This window comes from Mesorhizobium sp. A623 (assembly GCF_054489405.1).
Window position 1 is genome coordinate 196,246 of the sequence record NZ_JBTMXB010000002.1, and the last position, 14,914, is coordinate 211,159.

General features: G+C 63.6%; 13 protein-coding genes. 5 read left to right on the plus strand and 8 right to left on the minus strand.

Annotation, left to right across the window (positions count from 1 at the left end; all coding sequences use genetic code 11):
• Positions 1 to 164: 164 nt before the first annotated feature.
• Together rpsU and ACX3P1_RS03190 are read right to left on the minus strand one after the other, a co-directional pair.
• Positions 165 to 434 carry a 30S ribosomal protein S21 gene (rpsU, locus tag ACX3P1_RS03185; protein WP_459078086.1) on the minus strand — a complete coding sequence of 90 codons (270 nt, stop codon included), beginning with the start codon at positions 432 to 434 and terminating at the stop codon, positions 165 to 167.
• Positions 435 to 586: 152 nt separating this feature from the next.
• Complete coding sequence (locus tag ACX3P1_RS03190) at positions 587 to 1,198, minus strand: thymidine kinase (RefSeq protein WP_459078087.1); 612 nt, start codon at positions 1,196 to 1,198, stop codon at positions 587 to 589.
• 210 nt (positions 1,199 to 1,408) lie between these two features.
• On the opposite strand from ACX3P1_RS03190, the gene ACX3P1_RS03195 reads away from it, so the two are divergent.
• The 3 genes from ACX3P1_RS03195 (at position 1,409) to choV (ending at position 4,626) form a co-directional block, all read left to right on the plus strand.
• A complete protein-coding gene (locus tag ACX3P1_RS03195; RefSeq protein ID WP_459078088.1) occupies positions 1,409 to 2,344 on the plus strand; it encodes a choline ABC transporter substrate-binding protein in 936 nt (311 codons plus the stop codon).
• Between the two features lie 249 nt (positions 2,345 to 2,593).
• On the plus strand, positions 2,594 to 3,448 hold the full coding sequence (choW, locus tag ACX3P1_RS03200) for a choline ABC transporter permease subunit (protein ID WP_459078089.1): 855 nt from the start codon (positions 2,594 to 2,596) through the stop codon (positions 3,446 to 3,448).
• Positions 3,445 to 4,626, plus strand: a complete 1,182-nt coding sequence (gene choV / locus ACX3P1_RS03205; protein ID WP_459078090.1) for a choline ABC transporter ATP-binding protein — start codon at positions 3,445 to 3,447, stop codon at positions 4,624 to 4,626. Before choW ends, choV begins: the two co-directional genes overlap by 4 nt.
• 117 nt (positions 4,627 to 4,743) lie before the next feature.
• Here choV and ACX3P1_RS03210 read toward each other — a convergent pair whose 3' ends face one another.
• Both ACX3P1_RS03210 and ACX3P1_RS03215 read right to left on the minus strand, forming a co-directional pair.
• Complete coding sequence (locus ACX3P1_RS03210; RefSeq protein ID WP_459078091.1) at positions 4,744 to 6,171, minus strand: ATP-binding protein; 1,428 nt, start codon at positions 6,169 to 6,171, stop codon at positions 4,744 to 4,746.
• Positions 6,168 to 6,881: a response regulator gene (locus tag ACX3P1_RS03215; RefSeq protein WP_459078092.1), complete on the minus strand. Its 714-nt coding sequence runs from the start codon at positions 6,879 to 6,881 to the stop codon at positions 6,168 to 6,170. Before ACX3P1_RS03215 ends, ACX3P1_RS03210 begins: the two co-directional genes overlap by 4 nt.
• A 299-nt stretch (positions 6,882 to 7,180) precedes the next feature.
• On the opposite strand from ACX3P1_RS03215, the gene ACX3P1_RS03220 reads away from it, so the two are divergent.
• The gene (locus ACX3P1_RS03220; RefSeq protein ID WP_459078093.1) at positions 7,181 to 7,408 is read left to right on the plus strand and encodes a hypothetical protein; all 228 of its coding nucleotides are present in this window, start codon (positions 7,181 to 7,183) and stop codon (positions 7,406 to 7,408) included.
• Between the two features lie 35 nt (positions 7,409 to 7,443).
• Positions 7,444 to 7,677: a hypothetical protein gene (locus tag ACX3P1_RS03225; protein WP_459078094.1), complete on the plus strand. Its 234-nt coding sequence runs from the start codon at positions 7,444 to 7,446 to the stop codon at positions 7,675 to 7,677.
• Positions 7,678 to 7,825: 148 nt separating this feature from the next.
• Here the strand turns inward: ACX3P1_RS03225 and ACX3P1_RS03230 are convergent, their stop codons facing one another.
• From ACX3P1_RS03230 to ACX3P1_RS03245, 4 genes are all read right to left on the minus strand, one after another.
• Positions 7,826 to 9,898, minus strand: a complete 2,073-nt coding sequence (locus tag ACX3P1_RS03230; protein ID WP_459078095.1) for a hypothetical protein — start codon at positions 9,896 to 9,898, stop codon at positions 7,826 to 7,828.
• Between the two features lies 1 nt (position 9,899).
• A complete protein-coding gene (locus ACX3P1_RS03235; protein WP_459078096.1) occupies positions 9,900 to 12,725 on the minus strand; it encodes a DUF4159 domain-containing protein in 2,826 nt (941 codons plus the stop codon).
• Positions 12,726 to 12,954: 229 nt separating this feature from the next.
• Positions 12,955 to 13,866, minus strand: coding sequence for a DUF58 domain-containing protein (locus ACX3P1_RS03240; RefSeq protein ID WP_459078097.1), 912 nt, complete (start codon positions 13,864 to 13,866; stop codon positions 12,955 to 12,957).
• Positions 13,866 to 14,870, minus strand: coding sequence for an AAA family ATPase (locus ACX3P1_RS03245; RefSeq protein ID WP_459078098.1), 1,005 nt, complete (start codon positions 14,868 to 14,870; stop codon positions 13,866 to 13,868). Before ACX3P1_RS03245 ends, ACX3P1_RS03240 begins: the two co-directional genes overlap by 1 nt.
• Positions 14,871 to 14,914 lie beyond the last annotated feature (44 nt).

Here is a 14,914-nt window from a genome sequence, read left to right on the forward strand (position 1 = left end):
CGCGAATATATGTGCGGCATACCGGTATGGGAAGGCGAGGCAGCACGAAATCGGGAAGGCGAGAAATCCAGGCGGCAGGGCGCTGGACAAAAAATGCCCGCAAGCAGCCGTCCGCCATCGGATCGCTCCGGATGGCGGGCTGGCAAGCGCCGGGTGTTTGGCAGTTACGCTGCTGCGGGACGCGGAGCCCGTGGATCGGGGCGCAAGGGCAACTTCTTTACCGGGGCGGCAATCAGGCCTTCACGGATAGCGAGCTTGCGCGCAGCCTTGCGGGTGCGGCGAATGGCTTCTGCCTTTTCGCGGCAGCGCTTTTCCGACGGCTTCTCATAGGAACGACGGGCCTTCATTTCGCGGAAGACGCCTTCGCGCTGCAATTTCTTTTTCAGGACCCGCAGAGCCTGGTCGATGTTGTTGTCGCGTACAAGAACCTGCAATGGCTTTCCTTCTTCTGGTTGATAGTGATCGGAAACGATGAAGCGGCACCGGAATTTGCGCCGGCACCGTGGCATTCACCGAATATATAGGTGGACGAAGCGCACTCTAACAGGTTTTGAACGAATTGCACGTACCGATTGACCGAACAAATTCAACGCCTGGTGAAGCCGATGAAATCCTCCGGCACGGCGCGGCCCATTTCCTCTTCCCAATGGCGGCGGCACAGGGAAACATAGATGTCCTTGCCGATCGCCACCTGTTCGCCCTGTTTCGCGACCTTTCCGTCAGCGCCAAGCCGTACCACCATCGTCGCCTTGCGACCGCAGCGGCAGATGGTGCGTACTTCCCGCAATTCGTCGGCAATGGCAAGCAAAGCGCGCGAACCGGAAAACAGATTGCCCTGGAAGTCGGTGCGCAGGCCATAGCACATCACCGGGATGTTCAGCCGGTCCGCCACGCGGGCGAGTTGCCACGCCTGTTCCTCGTCGAGAAACTGGGCCTCGTCAACGAATACGCAATGCACGCTCGCATGCTCATGGTGGTCGGCGACGCGGGCAAACAGGTCGTCGCCGGACCGGAACAGGCCGGCCTCTGCCTCAAGCCCTATCCGGGAGGAAATGTAGCCGCTGTCGCCTCTGTTGTAGTGCCCCGCGACGAAGTGCATCGGCGTCATGCCGCGTTCGCGATAATTGTACGAAGCCTGAAGCAGCATCGTTGTCTTGCCTGCGTTCATCGTCGCATAGTGGAAATAGAGCTTGGCCATGGCCCGTTCTACTCCGAAGACCGGTTTGCCGAGAGGGCGCCCACCGGCTTTCCCCGGAAAAAATGGCTACCATGTCGTTCATCGGCCAGCGCGCGCCGTCACTCGCGATTGCGTTGGCGCTTGAAACCGCACCAAAATGGTGTTTGGCTGTAAAAACAAGGTGGATAGGGAAATCCGCTTCGCCAAAAATTGCAAATGGGAGAAGTCATCATGTCGCGTATGAATTCCTTTGTTGCCGGGCTTGGCCTGGCGGCGTTTCTTTCCACGAGCGTTGTTTTCGCCGCCGATCCGGAAAGCTGCAAGACGGTGCGCCTTTCGGATGTCGGCTGGACGGACATCCAGGCGACAACGGGCGTCGCTTCGGTTTTGCTGACCGCGCTCGGCTACGAGCCGAAGGTGATCCAGCTGTCCGTGCCGGTGACCTATGCGTCGCTGAAGAACAACGATCTCGACGTCTTCCTCGGCAACTGGATGCCGTCGATGACCAATGACATCAAGGACTACACCGCCGACGGCTCCGTCGAGACGATCGGCGTCAACCTCACCGGCGCCGGCTACGGCCTGGTCGTGCCGACCTATGTAGCCGATGCGGGGGTCAAGACATTGACCGACCTTGGCAAGTTCAAGGACAAGTTCAACGGCAAGATCTACGGCATCGAGGCCGGCAATGACGGTAACCGCATCATCCTCGACATGATCAAGAACCCGGCCGACAATCTTGAAGGCTTCGAACTGGTCGAGTCCTCGGAAGCGGGCATGCTGACGCAGGCCGAGCAGGCGATGAAGAACAACGAATGGATCGCGTTCCTTGGCTGGACACCGCATCCGGTGATGGGCGCGATGAAGATCACCTATCTCGACGGCATGGGCGATTCGGGCTTCGGCGCCGCGACGGTCAGCACCAATGTGCGCAAGGGCTACACCACGGAGTGCCCGAACGCCGGCACGTTCATCAAGAACCTCAAGTTCAATCTCGACATGGAAGGCGAGATGATGGACGCGATCCTCAAGGGGAGCGACGCCAACACGGTGGCGACCGACTGGCTGAAGAAGAACCCGGACGCGGCTACGCCATGGCTTGCCGGCGTGACGACCATCGACGGCGGCGACGCTGCCGCAGCCGTCAAGACCGCGCTCGGCAACTGAGCCGGTCGCGCCGATCTTGATGCCTAAAAGGGCGGCTTTCTGCGAGGCTGCCCTTTTAGTCTCCCCGCCAACAAGCGACGCGGTGAGCCAATCAGGAGGCGATCGACGCCAGACAGGAGATCCGGCGTAGATCGAAAGCGCTTTGCCGACCCGTCGGCATGACGGAAGGCGCACGTATTTTATTCGACGGAAACGCTCATTTCCGAATCCGCATCCGGTTTGGGGAAGAAGCGAGACGAGGGGAGCGAGATGGATCCGGTTTCGAAATTTCTGGCCAGTTACAAGATACCCATAGGTGCCTGGGGCAAGGATTTCTTCACGTTCCTTACCGACAATTTCGATACTATCTTCAGAGCCTTTTCCAGCGGGCTCAACCTTCTGCTCGACAATTTCGTCGATCTTCTTCTGGCCGTGCCGCCGGTTTTTCTGGCGCTGGTGATCGCCGGTATCGCCTGGCTGTTGCAGCGTTCGAAACCACTCGCGTTCTGGGTGTTCGTCGGGCTTGTCTTCATCATCAACCAGGGCCTGTGGAAGCAGACGGTGGAAACCATGGTGCTGGTGGTGGCGGCCGCTGCAGCCTCGATGGCCATCGGCGTGCCGCTCGGCATCTGGGCGGCGCACAAGCCGAAGGTCTATCGCATCATGCTGCCGGTGCTCGACATGATGCAGACGCTGCCTACCTTCGTTTACCTGATCCCGGTCCTGACCCTGTTCGGCCTTGGCAACGCACCGGGCCTCGTCGTGACCATCATCTTCGTCATTCCCACGCCCGTGCGGCTTACCTATCTGGGCATGACTTCCGTGCCGACATCGATCGTGGAGGCGGGCGAAGCCTTTGGCGCCACCAAGCGCCAGCTCTTGTGGAAGGTGGAATTGCCGGCGGCATTGCCCACCATCATGGCCGGCCTGACCCAGGCGATCATGCTGTCGCTGTCGATGGTGGTGTTTGCGGCCCTGATCGGCGCAGGCGGCCTCGGCACCGAAATCAACCGTGCGCTGGGTTCGCGCCGGATCGATCTCGGGCTTGAATCCGGGCTTGCCATCGTCGTGCTTGCCATCATCCTCGACCGCATGAGCCGAATTACCACCGGAGGCAAGAAATGAACGTCGCGGTTGATTTCAAGAACGTCGATATCGTCTTCGGCACGGAGAAGCCGAGGGCGCTGGCGATGATCGACACCGGTGCTACGCGCCAGGAAATCCTGGCGCAAACCGGGGCTGTGCTCGGTTGTGCCGGCTGCAATCTTACCGTCCAGGAGGGCGATATTTCGGTGCTGATGGGGCTTTCCGGATCGGGAAAGTCGACCCTGCTTCGCGCCGTCAACATGCTCAACGTTCCCTCACGCGGCCATGTCTTCGTCAAGCAGGGCGACAAAGCCGTCGATGTCGTCAATTGCAATACAGCCACGCTGCGCGCCATTCGCCAGAAACAGGTGGCGATGGTGTTTCAGCAGTTCGGGTTGCTGCCATGGCGCACCGTGGAGGAAAATGTAGGCTTCGGCCTTGAACTCGCCGGCGTGCCGGAAGCGGAGCGAAAGGAGCGCGTACACAGGCAGTTGAAGCTGGTGAACCTGGAACAATGGGCCCAGAAATACGCGCATGAGCTGTCCGGGGGCATGCAGCAACGTGTCGGTCTGGCGCGCGCCTTTGCGACCGAAGCGCCCATCCTCTTGATGGACGAGCCGTTCTCCGCACTCGATCCGCTGATCCGGACCAAGCTTCAGGACGAATTGCTGCAGCTTCAGGCGGAACTCAAGAAAACCATCATCTTCGTGTCGCACGATCTGGAAGAGGCGCTCAAGATCGGCAGCCATATCTCCATCATGGAAGGCGGTCGCATCGTCCAGACCGGCACGCCCGAAGACATCATTCTAAATCCCGCTAACGATTATGTCCGCGACTTCATCGCCAATGTAAATCCGTTGTCCGTGCTGACCGCCTGGAACGTGATGCGCGACAAGCGCGAATTGGAGCAGGGCGAGGACGGCTGGGTCTGGCTCGACCGGCGTGCCACGACGCGATTCAAGATTGACGAGCAAGGGCTGGTGATCGCCGCCGAGCGCAATGGCGAGCCTGCCATATGGGTGTCGTGCGCCGACGTGGAGGGGCAGCCGGAGGAGGCGACCCAGGTGTTCTGGGCGACGCCCGGCACGTCGCTCAAGACGGTGATGCTTGCCATGCACCGCTCGCAGACCGCACCCGTGGCGCTGTTCGACGACCAGTCGCGCTTCGTCGGCTCGATCGGCATCAGGGATGTGCTTTCGGCCGTACTGAGGCGGTAATTGACAAAGTGAATCAGGATATGGCTCCAACGGCCTGATTTAGAATCGAATTATTTGTGGCCGGCAGCCGGTTTTGACCCGAAATTGTCGAAGGCGCTCCCCTGCTAAGGGAGTAGCCTAGGCTTGCACCGCAGCGACGGTGACCTTGGGCAGCGTCAGTTCGGCGCAAAGCCCGCCGCTGGCGTGATTGCTCAACCGGATGTCCCCGCCCATGCTGCGGGCGATGTTGCGCGCAATGGTCAGGCCAAGGCCGGAGCCGCCGGTTTCGCGGCTGCGCGATGTCTCCCCGCGCACGAATGGCCTGAAGACCTGCTCGAACTGCTCAGGTGCCAGCCCGTGGCCTTCGTCGCGGATGGTCAGGACGAGGGTTTCGTTCACGTGGTGCAGGCCGAGATGGACCTTCTTGCCGTAAAGGACGGCATTGTTGACGAGGTTGGTGATGCAGCGCCGCAGCGCGACCGGCCGCGCCAGGCAGACCATGCCCCGTGCGGTTTTCGGATCCGGCTCGAATGAAACCGCGTCGTAGTTGTCGGCGATGGAATCGACCAGCGACCACAAATCGATTCGCTCCGGCCCTTCTTCGGCGATCTCGAAGGTGGCGAAGTCGATGACCGAGCGGGCTATCTGGTCGATGTCGGAAAGGTCGTGCGCCAGCGCCTCGCGCGCCTTGGACCGGCCCAGAAGTTCCAGCCGCAGGCGCATCCGCGTCAACGGCGTGCGCAAATCATGCGCGAGTGCCGCGGCCAATTGCTCGCGATCCTCGACATAGTCGCGCAGCCGCGATTGCATGGCGTTCAGTGCCCTGGCGGCTGACCGGTATTCGCGGCTTCCGTTCTCGGCCAGCGGCGGGCTTCTCAAGTCGGCGGAGATGGCGCCGACCGCACGCTCCAGCGCCCGGTACGGAGCCGTCAGCCGGCGCAGCGACCAGATCGACATGATGACGACCAGCGCCGCGACGATGGCCGATAGCGGCGTGCTGTCGAGGCTGAGTATGGGCGCGACCGGCGTGACCGGCATGGTGAAGTTCAACCACTGGCCATCGGCGAATTCGATGGATGCGGTGAGCTTCTTGGCTCGGGCAAAGGTGGTCGACAGCGCCAGCAGGTCGCGCTCGACCTCGCCGATTTTGCTGTCGTCGTCCGGCTCGCCCGGCGCCGAGGCATGCCGCTCCGCAGCGTCGCGGCGAACGCGTGCGTCGACGACCCCGAATTTCGACAGGCGGCCGACCAGAATGTCCTCCAGTTCGGCCAATGCGTCGTCGGTTGCGATCGGCGACGTCACGACGGGCGTGTCCGAGACGGTCAGCGCATTGCCGCTGTTGGAAAGGCCGGCGGCAAGCGTCCGGCGGTCCTGCGGCGAGGCCTTGTTCATCAATTGCACGAAGGAGAAGGCACGCTCGTTGAGGCGGTAGAGTTCAACCACGTCGTTGCCTGTCCTGCGGTCGCGCTGGACCAGATAGAAAGTCGTGACCTGGCTGACGAGCAGGCCGGCGATGACGACCAGCAGCACCCAGGCCGGCAGCGTCTGCGGCAGGAAGCGTTTCATTCCGCTATCGTTTCCGGCATGAACTGGTAGCCGCCGCTGCGCACCGTCTGGATGAGACTTGGCGCGCGCGGATCGTCTTCCATCTTGCGCCGCAGCCGGCTCACCAGAATATCGATCGAGCGGTCGTAGCTCGCGCCTTCCTCGCCGCCGGACAGGTCGATGAGCTGTTCGCGCGTCAAGATGCGCTGTGCGCTTCGGGCGAAGGTGTGGAGCAGGTTGAATTCCGCTCCCGTCAGTTCGACAAGCACCTCTCCTGGCGCCAGCAGCCTGCGGCGCGATACGTCCATGGTCCAGCCGGCGAAGCGGTAAATCTGCCGCTGGGGCTCCTTGCGCGCCTCGGGCGCATTGCGGCGCAGCACGGCGCGTACCCTCGCCAGCAATTCGCGCGGGTCAAACGGCTTCGGCACATAGTCGTCGGCGCCCATCTCCAGCCCGACCACGCGGTCCGTCGTCTCGGTCACGGCGGTCAACATGATGATCGGCGTGGGGTGGCGGGCGCGAAGCTCGCGGCACAGTTCCAGCCCGCTCTTGCCGGGCAGCATCACGTCGAGAACGATGAGATCGACCGGCGCACGGCGCATGGCCGCCTCCATCTCGATGCCGTCGGCGGCGACCGACGCGCGCAGGCCGCGCTTGTGGAAGAACTCCTGCAGGAGTTCGCGAATATCCCTGTCGTCATCGACGATCAATATATGCGGATCTGTTTTCACGGGCCTGCCAGCATCGGGTCGCTCGACCATCGTCTTAGAGCGCGATTGATGGCAAAACTAAGCCTTTGGCAAGGTGCCAAAATTGCCGGAAACAATCCGGAAACAACATTCAACATTCCAGACAAACTGGCGAAAAAAACCGGTGCGATAACGGCATTCGTGGCGGTCAGGAGATCGACCGCGCACTCGTTCCGGGGTTTCAGGACCCAGCCATGCAAAGAATCTCGATCCGATTGGTGAGTACGTTGCTTCCCCTCCTGCTCGTTACAGCCACGGTCGGAAATTCGGATGCAAAGGGCATGGGCCAGAAAACCCTGATTACCCGGAGCGAACGTTGCAGCCGGCTTAGTCGTCAGGTCGACGAAGCCATCCAAAACCATGCCAAGGGGATGCAGGTCACCGAGGCAAAGGTGCTTCAGAGGAAAGCGCACCGGTTCTGTGCCGACAAGCATCAGGCACAGGGCATACGGCCGCTTGCAAACGCTCTGAAAGTGCTGGGCGCGGCACCGGTAGACCCGAACCAGTGACCGGAAACTCGACCTGTGAACAAAGGAAAATCACCATGAACAAGTCTCTGCTCTCCGCCCTCGGCGTCGCCGTTGCCCTCGCTTTCTCGGTCCCGGCCATCAGCGCTGCAAACGCCGCCACGACGACCACCACCACCGCCACCACGACGACCGCCGTGAAGAAGCCCGTGCATAAGGTTGCTCACAAGGTCATTCACAAGAAGATGGTCAAGAAGATCGTTCACAAGAAGGTTGCGCCGAAGAAAGCCCCTGCCAAGACCACCATGTAAGTTTGCGTATCTCACTCCAAGGCCGCTCCGCGATTGCTCGCGGGGCGGCCTTTGTGTGTGGAGAAGGGGTAGGGGAATAGGGAGAAAAATATGGAGGCAACTCACAAGAAGAAAAGCTACCCTTCGTGCTGAATTTCTACCCTACTCCCTACCTGCCTTCCCTGTACCACATCGATCCCATGGCCAGCAGCAGCAGGCCGAGCCCCAGGAAGCCGCCGAACAGGGGCACGCGGCTGACAGCTTTCAGCACGCTGTCGTCGGTGGTCCTGAGGCCGATCCAGTCGTTGCCGGAAGCTTCGCCGGACGAGCGAACAGGAACGATAGAGGGCAGGGTTACGCCATTGGCCGACGCCGTTGCCAGCCGGCGCACGCTGCCGCCGGTCGCCTCGGCTGCCGGCTTGAGCTTGTCTAGTGTGGAGATCACGTCGGTGAATTCCGGCGCGTTGACCGGTCCGACATGGGCAAGAGCAGTCAGATTGCCGTTGCCGACCTGATAGAGGCCGATTTCCTTGACCTCGACGCTGCCGGTAAAGACGCCGGGTTCTGACTTTTGCAGCTTCACGCCCAGCGCCTTGCCGGACGGCGTTATGACCTGGGCGGTGCCGGGGTCGTCGCTCATTGTCTGGCGGCGTATTTCAAGCACCATGCCGCGCCCGTCCGCCGTCAGGCGTTCTTCTTCCAGTTCCGGCTCCTTCATCAGCCAATGGGCGATGCGGCGGTAAAGCTGGACATGCGGGCCGCCGCCCTCATAGCCGCGCGCCCACAGCCAACCCTGGTCGGAAAGCAGCATGCCGACACGGCCTTCGCCCTTACGGTCGAGCACCAGCAGGGGGCGGTCGTCGGCGCCCTTCATCACCACTTCGCCTTCGGGGTTCTCGACGCCGATGGTGCGGAACCAGCGGCTCCAGTGCGGCGGTTCGGTGGCCGAGCCGTCGAGGCCCCGCGTTACCGGGTGACGCTGGCCGAGATCGGTCAGGCGCGGATAGAAAGCCTTGTCGATCACCTCGCCGGTCGGCATCGCCGGCAGCGCCGCCATCAGCGGCGTGCGGGCTATCGTCTGCTCGCCGGCATATTCGGGTCCCGCCGCGATCAGCAGCGCGCCGCCCTGTTCCACATATTCGGCGATGTAATCGTAATAGAGGATCGGCAGCACGTCGCGGTGCTGGTAGCGGTCGAAGATGATGAGGTCGAAATCCTTGATCTTCTCGACGAACAATTCGCGCGTCGGGAAGGCGATCAGCGACAGTTCGTTGATCGGGGTGCCGTCCTGCTTTTCCGGCGGCCGAAGGATGGTGAAGTGGACGAGGTCCACCGATGCATCGGACTTCAAAAGGTTGCGCCAGGTCCGTTCGCCGGCATGCGGCTCGCCGGAAACGAGCAATACGCGCAGATTCTCGCGGATGCCATCGACCAGCGCGATGGCGCGGTTGTTGGCATCGGTCAATTCGCCGTCCTGCTTGTCGATGGCAAGCTGGACGATATTGCGGCCGGCATTCGGGATCGTCACCTGAAGCGGCATCGCCTGTCCGACGAAAGCACGTTCGACCGAAACCTGCTCCCCATTGACGGAGACGCGCACATCGACCGGGCCGGATTGGCCGTCGGTGGCGATGACGCGGTAGGTCATGTCCAGCGGCTTGCCGACGAGGCCGAAGCGCGGCGCGCGCTCGAAGCGGATGCGGCGATCTTTTTCCTGGTCGTTGCCGGTAATCAGCGCGTGCAGGGGGGCTGCGAATTCCGGCGCACCATTCGGTGCGTCATGCACCTCGCCGTCGGTGATCATGATCGCGCCGCCGATGCGCGATGGCGGCACGTCGCGGAAGGCATTGTCCAGCGCCGAGAACAGGCGCGTCTCGGTGCGGTCTTCAGCGACCCCGGCCTGGCCGGTCTCGACCACGCGCACATCGAACTGCTTGAAGCGGGCGAGGCGATCCTTGACGCCGGCAAGGGCAGCATTGGTCTGGGTGGTGCGCTCGCCAATGTCCTGGCTCTGGCTGCGGTCGACGACGACGGCGACGACGCTTTTCAGCGGCTCGCGGTCTTCATCGAGAAAAACCGGATTGAATAGGGCGGCGGCCAGCGCGACCAGCGCCAGCGCCCGCAGCCACGCGCCGCGCTGGCGAAACCACAGCCCGGCGAGCGCGAGGATGGCCAGCGGGGCAAGCAGCGCCGCAAGCCATGGCCAAGAAAGCAGGGGATCGAAGGCAAGCGACCAGTTCATGCTACTGCCCCAGCCGTTCGAGCAGGACCGGAACATGCACCTGGTCGGATTTGTAGTTGCCGGTCAGCATGTACATCATGATGTTGACGCCGGTGCGCAGGGCATAAACACGCTGCATCGGGTCGGACGGCACGGTCGGCAAGAGCGGGTCGCCATTGGCGTCGATGGCCCATGCCCCGGCGAAATCATTGGCGGTAATCATGATCGGCGAGACGCCGTCGCCGGTGCGTACCGGGCGGTTGTCGGCATTGGTGGCATCCGGCGATGCCTCGACCCAAAGCGGGCTGCCGTTGAAGCGGCCCGGAAACTCGGCAAGGATATAAAACGACTTGGTCAGCACATGGTCCGGCGGCACCGGTTCCAGCGGCGGCACGTTGAGGTTGCCCAGAATGTCGCGCAGCCGTTCGGTCGCGGGGCTGGTGGAATCGGCGCCGATACCGGTGGAAAACTGGTCGCGCGTGTCGAACAGCACCGTGCCGCCCTGGCTCATATAGGCGTCGATGCGGGCGATCGCGGCCTGGCTCGGCATCGGTGCCGTCGCATCGACCGGCCAGTAGATCAGCGGATAGAAGGACAATTCGTCCTTGGCGATGTCGACGCCGGCCGGATCGCCCGGCTCCAGCGCGGTCTTGTCGATGAGGAAGCGGTTCAGCCCCTCGATGCCGGCGCGGCTGATGGAATCGACGCCCGGCTCGCCGGTCAGCACATAGGCGATGCGGGTCTTGGCGATTGCCTCGATGGCGACCGAATCGCCAGGTTTGGAATCGTCGGCGCGGGCATTGTCGGCATGAGCAATCAACGCGCCCAGCGCGATCAGCATGACCGCCGCCGTGGTGGCGGAAGTGCGCCGGCGTGCGCCGCCTCGGCGCGAAAACAGACCGCCCATCCAGAATACGGCCAGCGTATCGAGCAGCATCAGCATCAGCGCCGCCGCCACGAGCGACCCCTTGAGGTGAAGCGATTCGTCGAACGCATAGTTCATGGTGGTGACAGGAACGGAAATTTGCGGCCGCTTCAGCGGGGTCAAGACACTGTCGGCGTCGAGCAGATTGTGGGCAAAGACGCCGGCATCGGAGCCATAGAGGCCGGGCGGGTTCTCCAGGGTGACGGGCGCCTTGGCGCTTGGAACCAGCGGCCGCGCATCGGGGGTCGGAGGGACAAGCGCGCCGTCGGCGGCGATCATGCGGTAGGGCGCAAGCGTTGCCGACGACGCCTCAGCATTGGCGGCGACCGCGCCCTGGTTGCGTGACAGTTGCACGAGGCGGCGCAGCATTTCCACGAAGCTGCCGGAAATCGGCAGGTTCGACCACGTCGCTTCCGGCGTGGTGTGGAAAAGCACCAGCGTGCCCTTGCCTTTCTTCAGGCCGGTCACCAGCGGCGTGCCGTCGGCGAGGCTTGCCCATGTGCGCTCCGCGATGTCCGGCCCGGGCTCGGCCAGCACCTGCCGGCTGACGGTGACTTCGGTCGGGGCAGCCAGGTCGGCGAAGGGGCCGGTCTTGGGAAATTCGGCGACCGGCTGCGGCGTCGTCCATGACAGGGCACCTCCCAGCGAACGCTCGCCGGCGCGCAGGCGCACTGGCAGGAGATCGTCGTCGCTGCCGGCGGCGGCAAGGCGCGAGCCGGCGAAGCGCACCAGCGTGCCGCCATTGTCGACCCAGTCGATCAGCCTGTGCCGGACCTGGGGGGGAATGGTGCCGACATCGGCCATCACGATCATCGCGGGCTTGCGATCGAGCAATTGCGGGATGGCGTCGGCCAGGTCGGCGCTCGACGGTTCGACCAGATCGGCGAAGGGCGAGAGCGCGCGGCGGATATAGTAGAGCGGCGACAAAAGCGGTTGCGCCTGGTCGGCGTCGGCCTGCCCCAAAAGCCCGACGCGGCGGCGCTTGGCACTTTCGTCCAGCACGCGCACCGCGCCGGCATGGCGTTCGCCGTCCAGCGCTACCTGCGCAAAATCGTTGCGCAGTTCGAACGGCACTTTCATCGTGCCGGTGCCCTTGGTTTCGCCTGGCCCGAAGGTCAGCGTGGCGTCGGCGATGCGGCGGCCCTTGTCGTCGAACGCGCCGGCGGTGATTTTTCGCGGCGCGGAGTCGCTTTGGGCCCGGATCGCGGTCAGGGCAAACCCGTCGACCTCGTTTTCGGCGCTGGTGAGCGCGATTGCCGCAATCCGCTCGGGCGTCACCCAGACGACATTGGTGGCATTTTGCGAAAGCAGCGTCTTGAACGCACCTTCGTCGCCTTGCGCCGCCAGTCCATCGGCGAGCACAGCAACGCTGGCGCCTGGCAGGGAAGAAAGCGCCTCGGCAACGCGGGCATAGACGGTGGGGCGGTCGGTGGGGATCGGGCGCGGCTTGGCGGCGCGCAGCCGGTCAATGGCCGCCGCCGCATCGAATGGGCCGATCTCCACGTTGGGTTTTTCGGTAGTGAAAGCGACGACGACCGGCTCGCTCTTGGAGCCTGCGTCGTTGATCAACCGCTCGGCGGTGGCGACGCGCTTGTCCCAGTCGGGGGCGGCGGCCCAGTCATTGTCGATGACAAGGGCGAGGGCGCTGCCTTCTGTCGGCAGTTTTTCGTGTGGGTTGAATACCGGTTCGGCAAGGGCGGCAATGACAAGGGCTGCCATCAGAAGGCGAAGCAGCGTCAGCCACCACGGGCTTTTCTGCGGTGTTTCCTGCCGCTTCAGCACGCGCGCCAGAATTTTCAGCGGCGGGAAGATTTCCGCCTGCGGCTTAGGCGGCGTCAGCTTCAACAGCCACCAGATGACCGGCAGCGCCAACAGGCCCCACAGCACCATCGGCGTACCGAAGGAGAGCGGCAGCCAGCTCATGACAGAGGCCTTCGGAGGTTGTTGCGCTCTGGCCAACACCCCTCATCCGACCGCGCTCCGCGCGGCCACCTTCTCCCACAAAGGGAGAAGAGAACGGCCGCGTCCTCCTTGCCGCCAATCGTCGGCAGTTGAGATTGGCGGGGGCGGGAATGCGACCTTCCCTTCTCCCCTTGTGGGAGAAGGTGGCCGCGCGGGGCGAGGTCGGATGAGGGGTGTGAGGAAGAGCGCATCATGGCCGCATGCCCCCGCCAAAGCCGTCGGCGCTCATGGCCATATGCACGCGGGTAAGCGCGTCGGAGGCCAGATGGTCGGTGTGGTTGGTGGTAAAGCTCCAGCCCAGCCGCCGACACCAGCCGGCCAATTCGGCGCGGCGCGCGGTGTAAAGCCGGCGGTAGTCGTCGCCCAGCATCTCGGCACGGCCCGCCGTCAGCTTTTCACCCGTTTCCGGGTCGGTGAACTCGGTGCGCCCGGCGAAGGGAAAGCTTTCCTCGGCCGGGTCCGACACTTCGACAAGATGTGCGCGCACGCCGCGACGGGCCAGGCCGTCCAGCCATTCGAAGGTTTCCTCGACCGGATCGAGGAAGTCGCTGATCAGCACCATGTCGGAAAAGCGGCGGACGGCGACAAGGTCGGGCCGGGCCGGCAGATGGCCGGCATGGGCAAGATGGGCGGCGACGCGTTCGGCACCGTTGCGGGCGGTGAACGGATCGGTCAGCCCCGGCCAGGCGATGCGCTCGCCGCCGCGCGACAAAAGCTCGGCCATGGCCAGCGCCAGCACCAGCGCGCGCGATTCCTTCGACACCGTGGCGGTGGTCGATTGGTAGAGCATGGAAGGCGAGGGGTCGGCCCACAGCCAGACGGTGTGGGCGGCTTCCCATTCGCGGTCGCGGACATAGGTGTGGTCGTCTCGGGCGGAACGCCGCCAGTCGATGCGCGAGGAATCGCCCTCGACATAGGGGCGGAACTGCCAGAAATTCTCGCCGATGCCGCGTTTCTTGCGGCCGTGCCAGCCGGCGATCACCGTGTTGACGATGCGGCGCGCCTCGACCAGCAGGTCCGGCATCAGCGAAGCCCGCAGGCGGCCGCGGGCAAGCGCGTCGCGCGCTTGTGCCGGTGCCTGGGCTTCACCGATGCGAGTCATCAAATGCCTTTCACAAGCTTTGCCACCACGTCGCGCACGCTGGTGCCTTCGGCGCGGGCGGCAAAGGTCAGCGCCATGCGGTGCTGCAGCACCGGCTCGGCCAGCGCGCGCAAATCGTCGATGGAGGGCGCGAGGCGTCCGTCATAAAGCGCACGAGCGCGGGCGCACAGCATCAAGGCCTGGCTGGCGCGCGGCCCCGGACCCCAGGCGACGAGCTTGTCCGTATCGGCGTTACCCTGATCAGGACGGGCCGAGCGCACCAGTTTGAGGATCGCCTCGACCACGCTTTCGGGAACCGGCATGCGGCGCACGAGCGTCTGGATTTCCTTCAGGCGCTCTGGGCGGAGTACGTTCTGGGCTTTTGCGTCCTCGATGCCTGTGGTCTCCAACAGGATGCGCCGCTCGGCCTCCAGTTCGGGGTACAGGATATCGATCTGCATGAGGAAGCGGTCGAGCTGCGCTTCGGGCAGAGGATAGGTGCCTTCCTGCTCCAGCGGGTTCTGCGTCGCCAATACATGGAAGGGGGCGGGCAGGTCGTGACGCGCGCCGGCGATGGTGACGTGGTATTCCTGCATCGCCTGCAGCAGGGCCGACTGCGTGCGCGGGGAGGCGCGGTTGATTTCGTCGGCCATCAGAAGCTGGGCGAAGACCGGCCCCTGAATGAAGCGGAACGAGCGGCGGCCGCTTTCGTCCTGCTCCATCACTTCGGAGCCGAGAATATCCGACGGCATCAAATCGGGCGTGAACTGGATGCGGCTGGTATCGAGGCCGAGCACGATGCCGAGCGTTTCCACCAGCTTGGTCTTGGCGAGACCCGGCACGCCGACCAGCAGCGCGTGCCCGCCGGCGAGAAGCGCCACCAGCGTACGCTCGACGACGCTTTCCTGGCCGAAAATGACTCGCCCGACGCCCTCGCGGATACGGGAAATGTCGGCCAGCGCCTTTTCGGCCTGTTCGATCATGTCCTTTTCGCTGATCGGGCTTTCCTTGACCATCACGCTCATGCAGCATCGATCCTTGTGTTTGGACTATCGAGCCGCACGACCTT